The 15382-nt window shown below is 61.5% G+C and carries 18 protein-coding genes; 14 read left to right on the forward strand and 4 right to left on the reverse strand.

Annotated features, from left to right (window positions below; genetic code table 11):
- Window positions 1-1734: 1734 nt before the first annotated feature.
- Window positions 1735-1953 carry a Flp family type IVb pilin gene (locus ACWUKX_RS04655; RefSeq protein ID WP_029351922.1) on the forward strand — a complete coding sequence of 73 codons (219 nt, stop codon included), beginning with the start codon at window positions 1735-1737 and terminating at the stop codon, window positions 1951-1953.
- A gap of 308 nt (window positions 1954-2261) precedes the next feature.
- On the opposite strand, the gene ACWUKX_RS04660 is transcribed toward ACWUKX_RS04655, so the two are convergent.
- Both ACWUKX_RS04660 and ACWUKX_RS04665 read right to left on the reverse strand, forming a co-directional pair.
- Complete coding sequence (locus ACWUKX_RS04660; protein ID WP_029351924.1) at window positions 2262-2477, reverse strand: hypothetical protein; 216 nt, start codon at window positions 2475-2477, stop codon at window positions 2262-2264.
- A gap of 273 nt (window positions 2478-2750) precedes the next feature.
- Complete coding sequence (locus ACWUKX_RS04665) at window positions 2751-2891, reverse strand: entericidin A/B family lipoprotein (protein ID WP_023798937.1); 141 nt, start codon at window positions 2889-2891, stop codon at window positions 2751-2753.
- A gap of 64 nt (window positions 2892-2955) precedes the next feature.
- Here ACWUKX_RS04665 and ACWUKX_RS04670 point away from each other — a divergent pair, with 64 nt between their 5' ends.
- Window positions 2956-3585, forward strand: a complete 630-nt coding sequence (locus ACWUKX_RS04670; RefSeq protein WP_456004360.1) for a DUF1638 domain-containing protein — start codon at window positions 2956-2958, stop codon at window positions 3583-3585.
- Window positions 3586-3593: 8 nt separating this feature from the next.
- Here ACWUKX_RS04670 and ACWUKX_RS04675 read toward each other — a convergent pair whose 3' ends face one another.
- Entirely contained in the window at window positions 3594-4517 is a 924-nt protein-coding gene (locus tag ACWUKX_RS04675; protein ID WP_456004363.1) for an NAD-dependent epimerase/dehydratase family protein, read from the reverse strand.
- Window positions 4518-4639: 122 nt separating this feature from the next.
- Between ACWUKX_RS04675 and ACWUKX_RS04680 the strand changes: the two genes are divergently transcribed.
- The 10 genes from ACWUKX_RS04680 (at window position 4640) to ACWUKX_RS04725 (ending at window position 13400) form a co-directional block, all read left to right on the forward strand.
- Window positions 4640-5212 carry a DUF4893 domain-containing protein gene (locus ACWUKX_RS04680; protein WP_192362827.1) on the forward strand — a complete coding sequence of 191 codons (573 nt, stop codon included), beginning with the start codon at window positions 4640-4642 and terminating at the stop codon, window positions 5210-5212.
- 16 nt (window positions 5213-5228) lie between these two features.
- A complete protein-coding gene (locus ACWUKX_RS04685) occupies window positions 5229-5498 on the forward strand; it encodes a hypothetical protein (RefSeq protein ID WP_456004366.1) in 270 nt (89 codons plus the stop codon).
- The gene (locus tag ACWUKX_RS04690) at window positions 5495-6406 is read left to right on the forward strand and encodes a fatty acid desaturase (RefSeq protein WP_456004369.1); all 912 of its coding nucleotides are present in this window, start codon (window positions 5495-5497) and stop codon (window positions 6404-6406) included. The genes ACWUKX_RS04685 and ACWUKX_RS04690 overlap by 4 nt, the downstream gene beginning before the upstream one ends.
- Window positions 6407-6649: 243 nt before the next feature.
- Window positions 6650-6952, forward strand: a complete 303-nt coding sequence (locus ACWUKX_RS04695) for a virulence factor (protein WP_456004372.1) — start codon at window positions 6650-6652, stop codon at window positions 6950-6952.
- The gene (locus ACWUKX_RS04700) at window positions 6945-7556 is read left to right on the forward strand and encodes a methylenetetrahydrofolate reductase C-terminal domain-containing protein (protein WP_095521909.1); all 612 of its coding nucleotides are present in this window, start codon (window positions 6945-6947) and stop codon (window positions 7554-7556) included. The genes ACWUKX_RS04695 and ACWUKX_RS04700 overlap by 8 nt, the downstream gene beginning before the upstream one ends.
- Window positions 7553-8644, forward strand: coding sequence for a methylenetetrahydrofolate reductase (locus ACWUKX_RS04705; protein WP_029351936.1), 1092 nt, complete (start codon window positions 7553-7555; stop codon window positions 8642-8644). The genes ACWUKX_RS04700 and ACWUKX_RS04705 overlap by 4 nt, the downstream gene beginning before the upstream one ends.
- A 79-nt stretch (window positions 8645-8723) precedes the next feature.
- Window positions 8724-9698, forward strand: a complete 975-nt coding sequence (locus ACWUKX_RS04710) for a methyltetrahydrofolate cobalamin methyltransferase (protein ID WP_127209057.1) — start codon at window positions 8724-8726, stop codon at window positions 9696-9698.
- Window positions 9649-11778 (forward strand): ASKHA domain-containing protein, encoded by a 2130-nt coding sequence (locus tag ACWUKX_RS04715; RefSeq protein WP_095521907.1) that lies wholly within the window; start codon window positions 9649-9651, stop codon window positions 11776-11778. The genes ACWUKX_RS04710 and ACWUKX_RS04715 overlap by 50 nt, the downstream gene beginning before the upstream one ends.
- A 190-nt stretch (window positions 11779-11968) precedes the next feature.
- Window positions 11969-12154, forward strand: a complete 186-nt coding sequence (locus ACWUKX_RS04720; protein ID WP_029351944.1) for a hypothetical protein — start codon at window positions 11969-11971, stop codon at window positions 12152-12154.
- A gap of 262 nt (window positions 12155-12416) precedes the next feature.
- Window positions 12417-13400, forward strand: coding sequence for an alpha/beta hydrolase fold domain-containing protein (locus tag ACWUKX_RS04725; protein ID WP_095521906.1), 984 nt, complete (start codon window positions 12417-12419; stop codon window positions 13398-13400).
- A 1-nt stretch (window position 13401) separates the two neighbouring features.
- Here ACWUKX_RS04725 and ACWUKX_RS04730 read toward each other — a convergent pair whose 3' ends face one another.
- Window positions 13402-14301 carry a LysR substrate-binding domain-containing protein gene (locus ACWUKX_RS04730; RefSeq protein ID WP_029351948.1) on the reverse strand — a complete coding sequence of 300 codons (900 nt, stop codon included), beginning with the start codon at window positions 14299-14301 and terminating at the stop codon, window positions 13402-13404.
- Between the two features lie 232 nt (window positions 14302-14533).
- Between ACWUKX_RS04730 and ACWUKX_RS04735 the strand changes: the two genes are divergently transcribed.
- Both ACWUKX_RS04735 and ACWUKX_RS04740 read left to right on the forward strand, forming a co-directional pair.
- The gene (locus tag ACWUKX_RS04735; RefSeq protein WP_029351950.1) at window positions 14534-14722 is read left to right on the forward strand and encodes a hypothetical protein; all 189 of its coding nucleotides are present in this window, start codon (window positions 14534-14536) and stop codon (window positions 14720-14722) included.
- A gap of 311 nt (window positions 14723-15033) precedes the next feature.
- Complete coding sequence (locus ACWUKX_RS04740; protein ID WP_163602974.1) at window positions 15034-15180, forward strand: hypothetical protein; 147 nt, start codon at window positions 15034-15036, stop codon at window positions 15178-15180.
- Window positions 15181-15382 lie beyond the last annotated feature (202 nt).

Here is a 15382-nt window from a genome sequence, read left to right on the forward strand (position 1 = left end):
CGCCCTACAAGGCAATCTATCCCAACGCCCCCCAAAGCGGCGCCGGCCGTCCCTAATCTGGCGCATCGGACCGACAAGGAGAAGCCCGCGCTCCTCCTCCGAGCGGGGCCGATCGGGTCCGCTCTGCAGTGGGGGCTAAGCGCGGGGATAGGCCCGGCTCCCGGCGAACGGACCCAATTGCCCACTGGTTAGGCCCGGCGGCCCGCTGGTCACCCCCGATTGGCTGTCGGGCTGTTCTACCTGCCCCGTTTGTGGCCAGACGTTCGACAAGCGGGACCTTGGCGAGGTGCTGCTCCTCGACCATGAGCCGCTGCCGACCGAACAATAGATTCCGTCAGCCTCTCGACATGGCGGCAAAATGCGGCTGCTCATCGTCCGCTGGCCTGCGGCTGAGCAGATTGAGCGCCCCCAATGTTCGGCATGAGGAACATACTGACGAACAGTGTTCGTTCGAATGATGCTATTCCGTTGCCTTGAGCGCAAGTTTTGGTCAGCCAGCACAGCGCCTCCTCTTAAGCTCGCTGGTGGTCAAGGCCCAGCGGCCTCCAGCTGCCAGTCCCCCTCGCAACCAAGCCGCTGGGCCGGCCCCCGCTAGAGCGAAGAGCGTTGTCCTGCATATTAGCAACATCTTGACCGACCCTAGCGCGCTCCAGACTCAATTTCATGGCGCGGGGCATAGGGGTATTGGTGACGTGGTGGCGATCACCGCTACAGTGCGAAAGCGGGTACGCGAGAACCAGGCGGGTGGAGAAATACCGGCCCCAGAAGCGCAACAAGCCGCTGCGTGACATGGTGGCTAGCATAGAGTCCAAGAGAACTTCCGCAGCGGCCTGGGCCGCCCTCAAACTGGTTCGCATGACTATTGAACAGACCCGCCCAGCCGGGGTGTTGCCGAGCAAGGAAGCAGTTTGTGCTATTCGGTTCCGAGTCTGTCCATGAAGGCGAAGCCCTTGCCAAAGCCATCAGTGAGACGGTTGAAAGGTTGGCCCGATGATTCGCCTTGAGTCAGTGCCGCGACAAGCAGCGAGCAATCGAGCTCCTCCGGAAACGAAACCTTCAGGTCACCCTGAGTTGCCATGCGAAGCGATTTCAATCTTGCCGTCTTTGCGGCGCGTTCGGCGCACTCGGCCTCAGCGATTACCTTCGCGGAGCGCCTAATTGTGCTATTTCCCAGCCAACACATCTATTCGATCCAGCAGAATTCCGATGCGCCGGTCATGCCCTGACTCTTTGAGATTGTCGCCGTTCATTGTGATGAAGTCGGTTTCGATCGGTGAGGTTAAAACCTGCACTCCCGCCATGAGGCGCGGGCGGATCGGCTTTAGAATAGCCGTTGGCTTGGCAGGCGCCACCTAAAGCCGACCTTGGCCGCGTCTGGACTCCAATCGGCACCAAATGCGTTGAGGCGAGTCACGGGCTAAAAAATGCGGAAAGCAGTCGTCTCTCTGGGGGTGCTGACAGTTCTAGCGGCGGGGGCGATTGGCGGGTTGCTGATTACGTCGACCGCAGTTCTCTACCACGACGAAAAGGATCCAACGGACGGGTTCATCTGCCATTATTTCACGGGCGTGGGGACATTCACGACGCCAAGCTATGCGGTGACTGGCTGCCCGCAGTTTATCAGAATTGGGTTCTAGGCGGGCTCTAGTCCCTCGTTCGAATGATGCTATTGCATTAGCTCCCGCGCATTTTGCTGGACCGACGTCGACACGTCGGGTCTAAAAGGGGAACTCCATGGACACACTCATGACGACGGCCCGGCAGTTTTGCCAAGACGATTCAGGCGCTGCCATGGTCGAATATTCGATCCTTGTCGGCATCATTGCCGCAGCAGCGATACTTGCGATCCTGGCGATTGGTGGCTGGGTCACCGGGCGTTTTACCGGCCTGTGCGCCGCGTTGGAAGCCTCGCCGCTCGGCACCTGCAACGAGGGAACGGGCGTCGGAACCTGACACGCTAAAACCCAGCGCTCTTACTGCCTGAGAAGGGTCGGCGTTCGTCGCGCCGGCCCCTTTTTACGAATTTCTGTACGACACCGCCACCCAGGCCTGTACGCTGTTAGGTGTTTGTTGCATTAACGCCAGTTGCATGGCCGCAACCATTGCGCATGCTGCCAGCCACTCGACTGGCCTTCGGCATCCAGTGTCACGCCAAAGAACGACACCGTTAGTAGACGGCTCAACCTCGCTGGCTGCCGCGATGACAGCCTCCGGCGCTAGCGGCTAGAGTGCTTATGGTAGGATCGGGCGGGTTGAAGCGCCTATTCTGATTCTTTCGCCTCTTCCTTTTTCAGGATCGGCGTTTCGGCAGTTGTCGGCGTATTCGCGACGCTTGCGACTTTGGTCTGCTGATCTACGCTTGCAGCTTTGGTTTGCTGATCTACGGAAGCCGTCGTTTTAGTGTGGCCAACACATTCCGCTGCGGCGCCGGACACCGAAAGGCCCAGAGCGGCGACAACTAAGAGAGCGGTCTTCATCCTATGGCTCCTAGCTTCGTTGTTGAGGGTACAGGGAAAGATTAACGGCATATCCCCCGCTCGAAAAGTCAACTTTTCGTGCCCGCCCCAACGAAAATAACTGCAATAAGCGGACACGACGTCCGCGCTTCGGCCTCGTCTGGGCGAATTCGGCATGGACCATAATCCGATCCGCGCCTTGCAGCACGACTTTCTCGTTCCCAGATGTTACAAGGACTTAATACGCATCGCTTGAACTATCTTGAGAGCAATGCGCTTTGGCGAGACTGCGGATCAGGGGTTCTCGACCGTGTCCTCAACCGCGTTGGCTGTCGATTTGACGTCCCTGCCGACGCCACGGACGGTGTTGGCGCAGGCCGAAAGTGCCAGGGCGCAAGCGAGAATGGCGATCGGAGCAATGCGTAGCGGTTTCATGAATGGTATCTCCCTCAACAGATAGATTCGTGGGACAGCAACGAAAATCGGTTAGACTGGTTCCATGAGCATTGCGCGAAAGCTACAACCAGATCAATGCGACAGGCTGCTTGTCATCGCCTGCGGGATGATTGCGCGCGAAGTTCTGGCCGTCAAGGAGCAGTTGGGGCTCGACCATCTCGACCTAACCTGCCTGCCGGCGGAATTCCATTTCTACCCGGACCGCATCGCGCCAGCCATGGACAAGGCAATCGAAAAGGGCAAGGCAGACGGCTATAGAAACATCTTCGTCGGCTACGCCGATTGCGGCACCGGCGGCCTGCTTGACCGCGTCTGCGAGAAGCATGGCGTCGAGCGCATGGCCGGGCCGCACTGCTTTGCCTTCTACCAGGGCATGGACGCCTATGCTAAGGTCGCCGACGACGACATGATGTCGTTCTACATGACCGATTTCCTGTGCCGGCAGTTCGACGCCTTCTTCATGAAGCCGCTCGGCCTCGACAGGCATCCGGAGCTGATCAAGGACTATTTCGGGAATTACGAGAAGCTGGTCTACATCGCCCAGACCGACGACCCGGAACTCGACAAGGTCGCCGAGAAGGCCGCAAGAATGCTCGGCCTCGCCTATGAGCGCCGCTCGACCGGCTATGGCGACCTGACGACGGAGCTGGCCAGCGCCGCGGCACACGCCTGACGGTTCGATCAGGCGGCCCCTTCGTCCGCTGCGAGCGCGGCAATCACATCGGCAAAGCTTGTCTTGCAGACGAAGCCCAGCCTGTCCCGCGCCCGCGAGGCGTCGTAGACACGGTCGATCGAGGAAAACATCGTCCAGCCCTTTCGCGCATAGAGCGCCGGAAATTCCGGAAAATAGTGCGCGACGACGGACGATGCATCGGCAATCAATGCCTCGCAATCATCGGGCCGGAACGGCGTTGGCGCCGAGACGATGAAGATGTCGAAGCCCAGTCGTGGCGCCTTCTCCAGCGCCGCGACATGGGCCTCGGCGGCATCTTCCACGGTCAGCCGGCGGAACAACAGCTCATTGGCCTTGGTGTTGGCGTCCGACTGCTCGATCGCATGCGCCATGTCGTCTGCCTCAGGAAAGAACCGCGCAGTGCGCAGCACGATCACCGGCAGTCCGGACTGGGCGTGATAGAGGCGGCAAAGATGCTCGGCCGAAAGCTTGGTTACGCCGTAGATGTTGCGCGGCTCGGGCGACACGTCTTCCGTCAGCCAGGCGGCCTTGCGCGTACCGCCGGTCAAGCCTGCGCGTATGGCTTTCGAGATCATCAGCGAGGTCGTCGACGTGAAGACGAAGCGCTGAACGCCTGATACCACCGCCGCGTCGAGCAGGTTGAGCGTGCCGCGCACATTCGTCTCGATGAAATCCTCATTACGTTGGTGTTCGATGTCAGGCTTGTGCAGCGCGCCGCTGTGGATGATCGCCTCGATGCGGTTTTCCCTGATCGTCCGCATGACCAGATCACGGTCGGCGACCGAGCCGATCACCTGCGTTTGCGCCGACGGGGCGGGATCGAGACCGATGACGCCATGGCCAAGAGCCCGCAGGCGCGGCGCTAGCGCGCTGCCCAGCCACCCTGACGATCCCGTAAGCAAGATCCGCATCGGCGAAACCGCGATTTTTAAGCTGATCGCTGTTAAGCACGGATGACATGTCACCGCGAACGGTAAGTTGTATGCCAAACGAGAAAACAGGCTGTTCCAGCTTTCGACCAGGAAACGCACGGATGATCGCTCGCCTCCTGATTGCCGCAGGCGTTGTCTGCTTCGCCCTGCCCGCGCTCGCCGATGGCGAGGTGCAGAAGCTGATCACGCCCGCCGACAAGGTGCGGCTCGACAAATACGACGAGACGCGCAAGGCAGCCCTTGACGAAGCCAGGGCTGGCGACGCCGCCGATGTCAAGCAGCTCGACGCCTTGCTGGCAAAGCCGTTGGTCTCGTTTTCCGACAAGGACCTGACCGGCAACTGGCAGTGCCGTACGATCAAGGCCGGCGGGCTGAGCCCGCTCGTCATCTATGGCTGGTTCAAGTGCAAGGTGAGCGACGACGGTTCGGGCTGGATGCTGGAAAAAATCACCGGTTCGCAGCGCACCAAGGGGCGTTTCTTCGACGACGGCGAAAAGCGCTCGATCTATCTCGGCTCCCTTTCTGTCAACGACGATCCTGCAAAACCCTATGGCGGCGGCCCGCAAAGCGATCAGGTCGGCTATACCTTTCGCAACAGCGCCAACGAATGGCGCATCGAGTTCCCGGCGCCCTATTACGAATCGAAGCTCGACATCCTTGAATTCAAGCGCTGAGCGCGCGATCCCTGGCTTGCGGCGGCTGCGGCAGGTGCGCGGCAAGCCTGAGGCAGGCGATATGATTTCAAGCTACGCGCTGCGGCAGGCGGCATTCTCACGCGATAGCATCGAGGCGGTCAGGGATGCGCAGCCGGCAAGCTTGCCATATCATATCCCGGGCCTGCCCTCGAAACAGTGGTCATCCTACGATCTGGTTCTATTTCTGGACCGGCGTAAAAACCTGCGTCTGTTACCGAGCGCCGATTTACCGGACGGCGCCCCGGCGATAAGCTTGCCGGTATGAGCGAAATCGACCACCGCACCATCATCGCCAGCCTTTCGGTCGAGGATCGTCGCGACCTCACCGCCAAACTGGACAGGCCCGGCATTGTCCGGCTGACCGTTCACGGCGGGCTGGTTGTCGTGCTGGGCGTGCTGATCGCCGCCCGGATTCCGTTCTGGCCCATTCTCATGCTGCCGCAGGGGGTCCTGATCGTCTTCTTCTTCACGCTGTTGCACGAGACCATCCACGAAACGGCCTTCAGGACGGCGTGGCTCAATCGGACCATCGCCACCGTGACCGGCTTCCTGATCCTGCTGCCGCCGGCCTGGTTCCGCTATTTCCATTTCGCGCACCACCGCCACACGCATGATCCGGACAACGACCCCGAACTGATGGCGCCGAAACCGGAGACCATAGTCCAGTACCTGCGTTATCTCTCCGGCGTCCCCTACTGGACCAGCATGGCGCGCGTGATCGTCGTCAACGCGGCCGGCCGCAACCGCGACGGCTTCGTGCCGGAAAAGGGTCGCGACAAGGTGATTTCGGAAGCACGCTTATTCCTGACCGCCTATGCGATGCTGCTGATGATCTCACTGGCCGTGCAGTCGTCGCTGCTGCTGTGGGTTTGGATTGTGCCGGTGCTCGTCGGCCAGCCCTTCTTGCGGGCCTATTTGTTGGCCGAGCACGCGCTTTGCCCGCATGTCGCCAACATGCTCGAAAACACCCGCACCACCTTTACCACGCGGCTGGTGCGCTTCGTGGCGTGGAACATGCCGTACCACTCCGAGCACCATTCCTATCCGGCCGTTCCCTTTCACCGCCTGCCGCGTTTCCATCAGATCGTCGCCGAACACCTGCGAACAACCGAGCGAGGCTATATCCGCTTCCACAGGAAGCTTGTCGGCAGCTTTGATCGTCGCACCGGCTGATCCAAACCAAGCCAAATATCGAAAACTCTCACCTTTCCTTTTGCGGCCTCCAATTGCGTCGCTTTTGAATGCGCGCGCGTCGTCCCATAACAAGCAGCCCAACAGCGCTTCCGGCAATGCTCCGAACCACTGCATCGGCCCGAAGATCGGAATCGATCTCCGGAAAAGTACGATGCAGCTGAGCCAAAGTAGTAGAGCGTCCTTTCCGATTGGACGCACGGCGCTCTACGGGAGTAGGAATTCATGGCCGATCTGATCGTCGTCTACTGGCGCGACATCCCCGCCCAGGTCATCGTCAAGAAAGGCCGGCAGAACGCCAAGCGCGAATTGCCGCTGCGTTTCACCGAGGCGATCGACATGTGTGCGATGCGCACCGGCGCCGGCGGCACCGACGACTACCTGGCCGAATGGCGCAAGGGCGACCCCGTGCCGGTCAGCGATGATCTTGAAGGCGAGGCCGAAAAAGCCCTTCAGGACATCGACGCGAAATACGACCGCGAACGGCTGGTCGCTCTGGTTAAAGCGGGCGGGAAAGAAGATGTCTGAAACGACCCCGGCGATTACCCAGGCCACTCTGGTCAAGAAGGCAGCGCCGAAATCCGACTACAAGCCGGCCGACGTGTCGCCGCAGCGGCGCGTGCAGCGCTCCTTCGCGGTCAGGCTGTGGTCCGTCCGCCACTCGCGACTCCTCGAATGGTTCTACGCCAAGTTCTCCGACATGTTTTTGCTCCTCCATCCGCTGTGGAAGCGCATCGGTTACGGCCGCGTCGAAGGCCCGATCAAATTCGTCGAAAAACGCGTCAAGGGTTTTATGTTCGACTGCCGCATGTGCGGCCAATGCATCCTTTCCTCCACCGGCATGTCGTGCCCGATGAATTGCCCCAAGCAATTGCGCAATGGCCCCTGCGGCGGTGTGCGCGCCAACGGCAATTGCGAGGTCGAGCCTGATATGCCCTGCGTCTGGGTCAAGGCCTGGGAAGGCTCGCGCAACATGAAGCATGGCGACAAGATCCTCGACGTGCAGAAGCCGGTCGACCAATCGCTGCGCGAGACCTCGGCATGGCTGCGAGTGACCGCACAGGCCGCCGCCGCGCGCGAAGCCGCCCGCAATGCGGCCCAGAATACCACGAACACCGGGGCATCGGCATGATCGGCCGCCAGCGCGACGAGAACCCGGCCGGCATCCACCTGCCGCTCGATCCCCTGCCCGGCCACACCTCGCGCGGCCGGCTGGAGCGCGTTCTTAGGCGCGGCGAGTTCGCGGTGACCACCGAACTCAACCCGCCCGACAGCGCCGATCCGGAGGACGTCTACAACCGCGCGAAAATCTTCGACGGCTGGGTCGACGCCATCAACGCCGTCGACGCGTCGGGCGCCAACTGCCACATGTCGTCGGTTGGCATCTGTGCGCTGCTGACCCGCATGGGCTATGCCCCGATCATGCAGATCGCCTGCCGCGACAGGAATCGCATCGCCATCCAGGGCGACGTGCTGGGCGGGGCGGCGATGGGCGTCGCCAATATGTTGTGCCTGACCGGCGACGGCGTGCAGGCCGGCGACCAGCCCGGCGCCAAGCCGGTATTCGATCTCGACTGCATGTCGCTCCTGGAAACCTGCCGCATCATGCGCGACAACGGCAAGTTCTTGTCCGGCCGCAAGCTGACGACGCCGCCGCAGCTTTTCCTCGGCGCGGCGATCAACCCTTTCGCGCCGCCGATCGATTTCCGCCCCTACCGGCTGGGCAAGAAGATCGCCGCCGGCGCGCAATTCGTGCAGAGCCAATACTGCTTCGACGTGCCGATGTTCCGCACCTACATGCAACAGGTCCGCGATCTCGGTTTTACGGAAAAATGCTTCATCCTGTGCGGCGTCGGCCCGCTGGCCTCGGCCAAGACCGCCAAATGGATCCGGTCCAACGTGCCGGGCATTCATATCCCCGATTCGATCGTCAAGCGGCTGGAAGGCGCCCAGGATCAGAAGAAGGAAGGCAAGCAGCTCTGCATCGACATCATCAACGAGGTGAAGGAAATTCCTGGCGTCTCCGGCGTCCATGTTATGGCCTATCGCCAGGAGGAATACGTCGCCGAGATCGTCGATGAATCGGGCGTGCTGAAGGGCCGCCAGCCCTGGAAACGCGAGATCCGCCGCGACGACCAGCTCGTCGCCGACCGGCTCGACCACATATTGCACGACGAGATCACCGAAACCCAAGTGGATATGGTCAAGACCGCGCATTGATGGCGCGGACGACCACCATTCGCTTGATCGAAATCAGAAACGATATAAAGAAGTCTTTATATCACGAGGGAGAGACTTCATGACCCGGACGATCGTCGCCTCGGCGACACGAGAAATCATCATCGGCTTCGACCAGCCCTTCTGCGTGATCGGCGAACGCATCAATCCGACCGGGCGCAAGAAGCTCGCCGCTGAAATGATCGCGGGCAATTTCGACACCGTCATCAGGGACGCGCTGGAACAGGCCGCCTGCGGCGCGACCATGCTCGACGTCAATGCCGGCGTTACCGCCGTCGATCCCAACGCAACCGAACCAGCGCTGCTGGTGCAGACGCTGGAGATCGTGCAGGGCCTGGTCGACCTGCCGCTGTCGATCGACAGTTCGGTGACCGCCGCCATCGAGGCGGCGCTCAAGGTCGCCAAGGGCCGGCCGCTGGTCAACTCCGTCACCGGCGAGGAGGAAAAGCTCGAGGCCATCCTGCCGCTGGTCAAGAAATACAACGTCCCGGTGGTCGCCATCTCCAATGACGAGACCGGCATTTCGATGGATCCGGACGTGCGCTTCGCGGTCGCTAAGAAGATCGTCGAGCGCTGCGCCGATTTCGGCATTCCGGCGCACGATGTGGTCGTCGACCCGCTGGTCATGCCGATCGGCGCGCTGGGCGATGCCGGCCGGCAGGTCTTTGCCCTCCTGCGCCGCCTGCGCGAAGAGCTCAAGGTCAACACCACCTGCGGCCTGTCCAACATCTCGTTCGGCCTGCCGCACCGCCACGGCATCAACGCCGCCTTCATCCCGATGGTGATCGGCGCCGGCATGACCTCGGCGATCATGAACCCGGTGCGGCCGCAGGAGATGGAAGCTGTGCGCGGCGCCAATGTGCTGAACGGCACCGACGAGAACTGCACGAACTGGATCAGGACATACAAGGACTACAAGCCGGCCGAAGGCGGCCAGGCGATCGCGGCGCCCACGCAAGTCAATACGCCGGGTGAAGGCAATGGCAATGGCGGCCGCCGGCGCGGCGGCCGTGAAGCCCGTATGGCCCGGGGATAAGCGCGCAATCGTGAACTCTCCTGCCAACATCACCGATCCGCTCGTGCTGTTCATGCCGTCCGGCAAGCGCGGGCGGTTTCCGGTCGGCACGCCGGTGCTCGATGCCGCACGCCAGCTCGGCGTCTATGTCGAGAGCGTGTGCGGCGGACGCGCCACTTGCGGGCGCTGCCAGGTCGAGGTGCAGGAAGGCAATTTCGCCAAGCATAAGATCGTCTCTTCCAACGACCACATCTCGCCCAAGGGTGCCAAGGAGGAGCGCTACGAACGCGTGCGCGGCCTTCCCGAACGACGCCGCCTGTCCTGCTCGGCGCAGATCCTCGGCGATCTCGTCGTCGACGTGCCGCAGGACACGGTCATCAACGCGCAGACCATCCGCAAGGACGCCGACACCAGGGTCATCGCCCGCGATTCGGCAATCCACATGTGCTATGTCGAGATCGAAGAGCCCGACATGCACAAGCCGCTAGGCGATCTCGATCGCCTGAAGATCGCGCTGATGAAGGACTGGGGACTCAAGAGCCTCGATTTCGACGTCCATCTGCTGCCGCAGGTGCAAGGCATCTTGCGCAAAGGCAACTGGACCGCGACCGCCGCCATCCACAAGGATGCCGAAAGTGAGACCGCGCGGGTCATCTCTTTGTGGCCCGGCCTCAAGAACGAGGCCTACGGGCTTGCCTGCGATATCGGCTCGACCACCATCGCCATGCATCTGGTCTCACTGCTGTCGGGCCGCGTCGCCGCCTCGTCGGGCACGTCGAACCCCCAGATCCGCTTCGGCGAGGATCTGATGAGCCGCGTTTCCTATGTGATGATGAACCCGGACGGTCGCGAAGGCATGACGGTCGCGGTGCGCGAGGCGATCTCTGGTCTCGTCGATAAGGTTTGCGCGGAAGGCAACGTCCAGCGCAACGACATCCTGGATTCCGTCTTCGTCGGCAATCCGATCATGCACCATCTGTTCCTCGGCATCGACCCGACCGAGCTCGGCGGCGCGCCCTTCGCGCTGGCCGTCTCGGGCGCCGTGCACATCAAGGCGTCGGATATCGGCCTGAAGCTCAACCAGGGTGCCAGGCTCTACATGTTACCTTGCATCGCCGGCCATGTCGGCGCCGACGCGGCTGCGGTGACGCTGTCGGAAGGCCCGCACCGCCAGGACGAGATGATGCTGATCGTCGATGTCGGCACCAATGCCGAGATCGTGCTCGGCAATCGCCAGCGGGTCGTGGCGGCCTCCTCGCCCACCGGTCCGGCCTTTGAGGGCGCGGAAATCTCCGGCGGCCAGCGCGCCGCGCCCGGCGCCATCGAGCGCGTGCGCATCGATCCCGATACGCTAGAGCCGAAATACCGCGTCATCGGCTCGGAATTGTGGTCCGACGAGCCCGGCTTTCTCGACAGTGTCCAGGCAACCGGCGTCACTGGTATCTGCGGCTCCGGCATCATCGAGGTGGTCGCCGAAATGTATCTGGCCGGCATCATCTCCGAGGACGGCGTCGTCGATGGCGGGCTCTCCGCCCGCTCGCCGCGGGTCACCGCGAATGGCCGCACCTTCTCCTACGTGCTGAAGGAGGGCGAGCCCAGGATCACCATCACCCAGACCGACGTGCGCGCCATCCAACTCGCCAAGGCTGCGCTTTATGCCGGCACCAAGCTGTTGATGGAAAAGCAGCACACCGATCATGTCGACCGCATCCACTTCGCCGGCGCCTTCGGCTCCTTCATCGATCCGAAATACGCCATGGTGCTGGGACTGATCCCCGACTGCGATCTCGACAAGGTCTCGGCCGTCGGCAATGCCGCCGGTGCCGGCGCGCGCATGGCGCTTTTGAACCGCGGCTATCGCCGCGAGATCGAGGAAACGGTGAGCCGGATCGAGAAGATCGAGACCGCGCTGGAGCCGAAATTCCAGGAGCACTTCGTTTACGCCATGGCGCTGCCGAACAAGGTCGACCCGTTCCCGAAACTTTCGGCGGCGGTGAAACTGCCACCGCGCAAGACGGTCAGCGAAGACGGCATTGCCGGCGACGCCGCCCCGCGGCGGCGTTCGCGCGAAGGCCACGCGGCCCGGCGCGGCCGGGGGTAATATCCCGCCGGCGAAAGCAGCACTTCGCCCTCATTCTCGTTTGCATGCAAATGTTTCCGGATCAGCCCAAACTGAAACAAGGCGCTGTTTTCGTGAAATCCACCAGATACATGCGCGGCGCATTTAACCGGCATCGAACGGCAGGCAGGAAATAACTTCCAGCCGCCGCAGCACTCCAAGGGAGATGAAGATGTCGATGTTCGAAAGCCTCGGCCGCTTTGGTACGGCCATCAAGCATGCGCACAACAGGAACAAGTCCGTCCGGGCCCTGAACAGCCTACCGCCCGAAATTCAGAGGGACATCGGCTGGCCAGTGTCGCCGCGCGAAGACCCGCAGGTCACCTTCTCGGCCCTGCTTCTGGGTTCGGCGCGCTGATGACGTTCGCCGACAAATGCAAGCTGCTGGCCAAGCGCCGGAGCCGTCATACGGCTCCGGCGGCAAGCGACCCTCGGTTGCGCGCCGCACTGCTGCACCGGCGCTGAGCATTGCAGCGAGCCATGACTAGCTGCTGGCCTTGATTACCAGCCAGATCACACCGCCGTGTTGCCTCAGCGCAAATCTTGACATTCTGGGCGAAGGCACGATCTTCGATAGCGGGGGTTCTCTTAGTCGGCTCAACCGAAGTCCGTGTGTCCGCATGCCCAGCCTCAAAAGCCACGTCGTTTCCTTTGTCCTCAGGTATAGCCGCAAGAAAGCCTTTTCCAGTCCGGAAAACCTGCAGCGCTGGATTGCCTATGCGCGCAAGACGGAGAACCATCAGCCGCCTGCCTTGCTCCGATCACGTTTCGACATCACGACGCGCAGCGTGGACGGCTTTCCCGTCTATGAAATCGCGCCAAAGGCTGGCGAGCGGAAGCGTATCCTCTACTTGCATGGCGGCGCCTACGTCTTTGAAATCACGCCGTATCATTGGCGGTTGATCGGCGATATGGCCCGTCGGTTGGGCTTCGGCATCACCGTGCCGATCTACCCGATTGCTCCCGAACACGATTTCCACTCCATGTTCGGCATGGTCGGCAAGGTCTACCGGCAGATGCTCGATGAGACGGAAGCGCAGGACATCGTCTTTATGGGCGATTCCGCCGGCGGCAACATGGCCGTGGTGCTGACCATGATGGCCGCGGAAGACGCCCTGCCCTTGCCGTCACGCCATGTGCTGATCTCGCCCGGCCTCGACGTGTCGCTCGCCAACCCCGAAGTGTTCGAGGCGGAACGCTACGATCCGTGGCTGGGAATTCCGGGCGGGCTGGAGGCGGTCCGGCTCTACAGTGCCGGCATAAATCCCAGCGACTGGCGCATCAGCCCGCTTTACGGTGACCTCTCGGTGTTGCCGAAAACGCTGCTTCTGACCGGTTCGCGCGACATGCTGACCCCAGACAACCTGATCTTCGCGCAAAAGGCCCGTGCCGCCGGTGTCGAAATTGAGGTTGTTCTCGAGCAAGGCATGTTCCATGCATGGCCGCTCATCGACATGCCCGAGGCGCGGCGTGCGCGCGATAGCATCGTGGCGTTTTTGACCAGCGAAACCGAGAGCTATCACGCCAAAGCCGACAAATTGTCACTGCAAAAGACAGATCGCGGCGTCACCGCTCACAACCTGGCTACGCCGTTGAGGTCCTGAATCAAAATTTCCCGGTTTCCCTGAACACTTCGAAGGTCGCACGGATGTGGTCGGCGACCGCCTTCACCGGCGCGCTGGCGTCCGGCGCCACGACCATGGCCAGATTGTAGGTGCCGATATCGGGCATGCCGTCCTTCGGGCAAAGCTCGACCATGTCGCTGCCGAGGAACGATTTCGGCAGCGGCGCTACCGCGAGGTCGGACATGATTGCAGCGCGCTGGCCGGCCGTATGCGCGCTCATATAGGCCACGCGATAGTTGCGGCCTTCGCGGCCGAGCGCTTCGAGCGCCCCGGCCCGCCAAGCACAGCCCTCTTCCCACAATGACACCGGCAGCGGTTCGCGCAGATGCGCGCAGCCGCCCTTGGCGCCGGCCCAGACGATCGGTTCGGTGAGCAGCACTTCGGCGCCGAGCGCGCTGGTCTTATAGGAATTGGTGAGCAGCGTGATGTCGAGCGCCCGGTCGTCCATGCGCCGGCGCAGATTGCTGCTCTGGTCGATGGTGACATCGACTGCGATAGAGGGATGCGACTGCGCAAAACGCTTCAAGACATGTGGCAGCACGCGCTCGCCATAATCGTCCGGCGAGCCGAGCCGCACCACCCCGACAATGTCGGGGATGATGAATTTCGACACCACCTCGCGGTTGATCGACAACAGCCGGCGGGCGTAGCCGAGCAGCATCTCGCCATCCGTGGTCAGCGTCACCGAGCGCGCGTCGCGCGCAAACACGGAGCGGCCGAGAATGTCCTCAAGTTTCTTGATCTGCATGGAGACGGCCGAAGGCGTGCGGAAGACGGCATTGGCCGCAGTCGTGAAACTGCCGGTCTCGGCGATTGCTACGAAGGTGCGCAGGACGTCGAGATCAAGCAGCGGCAACGGGTGATTGAGTGGGGCGTTCATGGGAAGCGGCCTTCAATTTTTCTGATGCAAACTATCATTCCATTTCGTTTGATTGAACATCACTTTGGTGGGATAGTCAACTCCATCGAAGGCAGGTGTATCGAAAGTGGCCTTGAACGCCCACGACATCGATCTGCAATCGACACGAAATGAAGCTGAAACAAACCGGGTTTAGCGCTTCGTATGCCGAGCAATCGGCAAGCTCCCGACCCAATGCAAAAGGAGAATGAAAATGTCCATCCTGTCATCCATCGGCCGCATCGCGACCGAATTCAGCGCGGCTCGCGCCCGCTATCAGACTGAACGCGCCATCCGCTCTCTGCCGATCGAACTGCAGAAGGATATCGGCTGGCCTGAAGCCGCCGACACCAAGACCGGCACTCGCTATGGCGTTGGATCCTGGGCTGGCGGAGCAAAATAGATCGTGTGTATTCAAAGCTGACGGCCTGTCGCGCAGATCATGCCCGGCAGGCCTTTTTGTTTGCAGTCAAATGTTTTTTGAAGCCATGTCGCCGCTGCATGGCGCATATGAGCGGGCTGCATAGCAGCTCACATTTCGAACTAACGCCTTGTAAGTGATCATAAATATTGGGCGGAATGCTCAAAGTTGTCGCATTCCGTATCAAGTGCTTCGCTTTTGCGATTTAGTTTCCCCTCACGTAAGCCTATATCAGCGCCAGCCAACGAGCTGCCCCACTCCATCAAGCGAAGGCGACCCGTCTGAGCAACCGAATGGAGATGATGATGAAGCTTTTTGCCCGCCTTTTTTCTCGCCGTGAAATGAACCTGACGACCGCGCTCGAGCGCCAGCGCCTTGCCAACACCATGCCCGGCCAGACCGGCGCCGTGGCCGCCGCACGCCTCGGCTTCGTCGCCTGATCTGACAAGCTCGCAAGCGGCTATCTGCTGCTGCTTCGAAGTTGATCACAGCGCCGCTTCGGTTCTGCCGAGGCGGCGTGTTTTGTATGTGCCGACCACATGCCGCATATCTGCTCAAACCGGCGGCATGTTGGGACCGTCAACGCATAACGATTGCCCATTTGCGACCCATGTCGCAAATAAAGTCTGTCTTTCGCCGCCT

It is taken from the genome of Mesorhizobium sp. f-mel, from assembly GCF_053850215.1.